The sequence below is a fragment of the Hungatella sp. genome (assembly GCF_046966825.1).
Map to the genome: position 1 here is coordinate 1 of NZ_JBKVCZ010000210.1, position 2471 is coordinate 2471.

Consider the following 2471-nt stretch of genomic DNA (forward strand, 5'->3'; position numbering starts at 1 on the left):
GTGTTTATGGAGTGGAGTCTTAATCGTCATCACGTTCGTCATCAGAATTTTGGTGTTCAGCGTCATCGTCGCTGTCTTTATCATCTTTCGATTTGGAATCATCGTCGTCAGAGTCCCGGTCATTTGATTTTCGGTCTTCCGAGTCCTTGCCTTCGGAATTCCTATTGGCCGAATCCCCGTGGTCGGAATCTTTACCTGCTGAATTCTTATCAACGGAAGCCCGGGCGTCCGAATCTTTGTCGTCGGAATCCTTATCATCTGTATCTCGGGTGTTCTTATTCTTATTCTTATTCTTATTGCGTGAATCTTTATTATCTGAATCATGGTCATCCGTGTCTTTATCAGCCAAATCCTCATCGTCTGAATCATGGTCATCCGAATCTTTATCGGCCAAATCCCCATCGTCTGAATCGTGGTCATCCGAATCTTTATCGGCCAAATCTCCATCGTCTGAATCGTGGTCATCCGAGTCTTTATCAGCCAAATCATTATCGTCCGAATCATGGTCATCCATATCATCGTCGTCCGAATCATGATCATCTGTATCTTTATCATCAGAATCCCGATCGCCGTATTTCTCTTTTTTCATTTCTTCTTTATACTCATTCCAGTCCTCCTCGTTCATCTGGAGCCATGCCGGTTTTTCCTTCTCACGATCAAGGATAATACGATAAAGTTCTTCCATGGACATCTTTGACAAAGTTTCTTCGTCGAGATCCGGATAAGCCGCTGTCATCATACGAATAAACTGTAGTTTACCACTGGAAATGTGATAATTTTGGGCTGTCTGATTCAATGCCTGATCCTTTTTCTTTTCCTGTGTCACTATACGAACCGTTTTTTTACTCTCCTCGGCTGTTTTTCTGATACAGTCACTTAACTGGCCCTGGAGCTGGCTTACACGGTTCGGATTCTTATTTTCTACTGAAATTAAAACAGTTCTCCGATCATCTGTCAGATACTCTTTTTCTTCCATAATCCGGTATAAATCCTTAACCGCATCTTCAACGTTCCAATCCTTGTACGTATGTCCTTCTGCCGCCTGAGCTGCGTCCTCGTTCAGGGGGGTAAAAGAAAGGACTCTGTCTTTTTTATTTATTTTCAATTCAAAGCTTGGATTCACGTCCATGTCTACAATACTGTCTACCAGTATGTTTTCATAGGAGTATACGCCGCCGATACCCGCTGCAAAAAAGAATAGCAGGCAGCCACATACGGCTGCCACATGCCGCACCTGTGCCGGACTGCACAATTTCTGGAACCAGCTGTTTTTCAACGGCTCCTGCCTGGTGGCAGTGTCCATCTGTTCCATTTTTACTACTGGTGTATCCATTATTTTTTGCAGGGAAGGCTGAGGAAGCTGGTCTACTGCCCGGTTCAGCGATTTTTTAATTTGTGGTGTGTCCATTTTTTTACTCATCGCCCTTACTCCTTTCCTTCCAGATACCGTCTCAATTTTTTTAACGTCCGCTGGTAGCAGGACAAGACCGTGGACAACGGAATCCCCAGATTTACAGCAATCTCTCTGTGTCGGATTCCCCCCACCAGGTGAAGCAAAAGAATCTGCCGCTCCCGCTCTGTTAGAATATTCATGGCTGTCTCTAAAACCAGTCTGTCTGTGATTTCTGTCACATAAGAATATTCCATCGTGTCTTCCATCTCAAATGCTTCTTCTGACAAAAAACGGGAATTCCGCCTGAATAAGTCCATGGCGAGATTTCGGGCGATCGTAAAAAGCCACGCCATCGGCTTCCCCTGTTTCTGATACAGATGCGCGGATGCCCGTACTTTTAAATAGGTGTCCTGAACAACATCCTGAGTATCATATGGATTTTTCACGATCGCCAGGACGTAACTGTACAGTGCACGCTCCGTCAGGGTATAGAATTCCTCAAGCGCGGACCGGTCATCCTGGCCAATCCGCACGATCAGATTCTCATCTATAATAAGCCGTTGTATGTGTGTCTCCGGCTCCCCTCCCACTACCATGAAAAATATCATACTCACTTCTCCTCACCGCACACCAGTATTGCAATCATGGAATACTATATCAGCCATCTGCTATTCTTAGGCTATTCCCGCACTCCCTTTATCAGACTTTTCTGTTTAAAATTGTGTCAGTATTTATTTTGGAGCCGCCGCTGCCTTCGATCTATATCACCTTTCACGAAGGTAACAGCGATTTTCCTATCATGGCAGCTTCGCTATTATAATGGTCAAAATAAGTCTTAAGGGTCATCGTCATTATATTGGTCGCTTTCAGCCTTTACGGCCAGCGTCTTCGTATTGATTACCATCAACCTTTAGGGCAGCGTTATCATATTGATTGTCATCAACCTGTACGGCCAGCGTTATCATATTGATTGCCATCAACCTTCGCGGCCAGCGTTATCATATTGATGGCCAGCAACCTATACGGCCAGCGTTATCATATTGATGGCCAGCAACCTTCGCGGCCAGCGTTATCATAT

At 44.8% G+C, this 2471-nt stretch carries 2 protein-coding genes; both read right to left on the reverse strand.

All coding sequences use genetic code 11. The features are described from left to right. Positions 1 to 19: 19 nt before the first annotated feature. Complete coding sequence (locus tag ACLTD4_RS32075) at positions 20 to 1420, reverse strand: hypothetical protein (RefSeq protein ID WP_412331888.1); 1401 nt, start codon at positions 1418 to 1420, stop codon at positions 20 to 22. Between the two features lie 5 nt (positions 1421 to 1425). Beyond that, positions 1426 to 2001: an RNA polymerase sigma factor gene (locus ACLTD4_RS32080; protein WP_117622915.1), complete on the reverse strand. Its 576-nt coding sequence runs from the start codon at positions 1999 to 2001 to the stop codon at positions 1426 to 1428. Positions 2002 to 2471: the final 470 nt, after the last annotated feature.